1 protein-coding gene is annotated in these 469 nt (G+C 65.9%); it reads left to right on the forward strand.

The features are described 5' to 3' along the window. The coding region (locus tag AC3A6G_RS27410; protein ID WP_487875100.1) for a transposase at nucleotides 1–469 on the forward strand (469 nt) is incomplete at both ends.

Genomic DNA, 469 nt, shown 5'->3' on the forward strand with positions numbered 1-469 from the left:
CGCAAAGCCACGTGATCGTGGCGCATGAGGTGGTCTGCGAGGTGAACGATCAGCGCCAGCTACAGCCCATGGCCGAGGCGGCCAGCCGGGTGCTGCAGCAGCCGTGCACGGTGGTGGCAGACGCGGGCTACGCCAATGGGGAGCACATTGCAGCGCTGGACGCCCAGGGCATCACCAGCTACGTGGCGCCCAACCGTGCCGTGAACAACAAAGGCGATGGCAGTCTGTACGAGCGCAGCGCCTTCACCTACGAAGCGGCCAGCGACAGTTTTACTTGCCCTGCAGGCAAGCAACTCAGACGCAAGCAACTCTCGCGCACGGACAAGATGGTGATCTACGCCGCCCAGCCCAGCGACTGTGCCCAGTGCGCGCGCAAGCCCGCATGCACCACGGCCAGGCAACGCTTCGTGACACGCCACCTGTACGAAGAGGCGCTGCAAGCCAACGCGAGCCGGATGGCCGCGCAGCC

The organism is Variovorax sp. Soil_C_26, assembly GCF_057657075.1.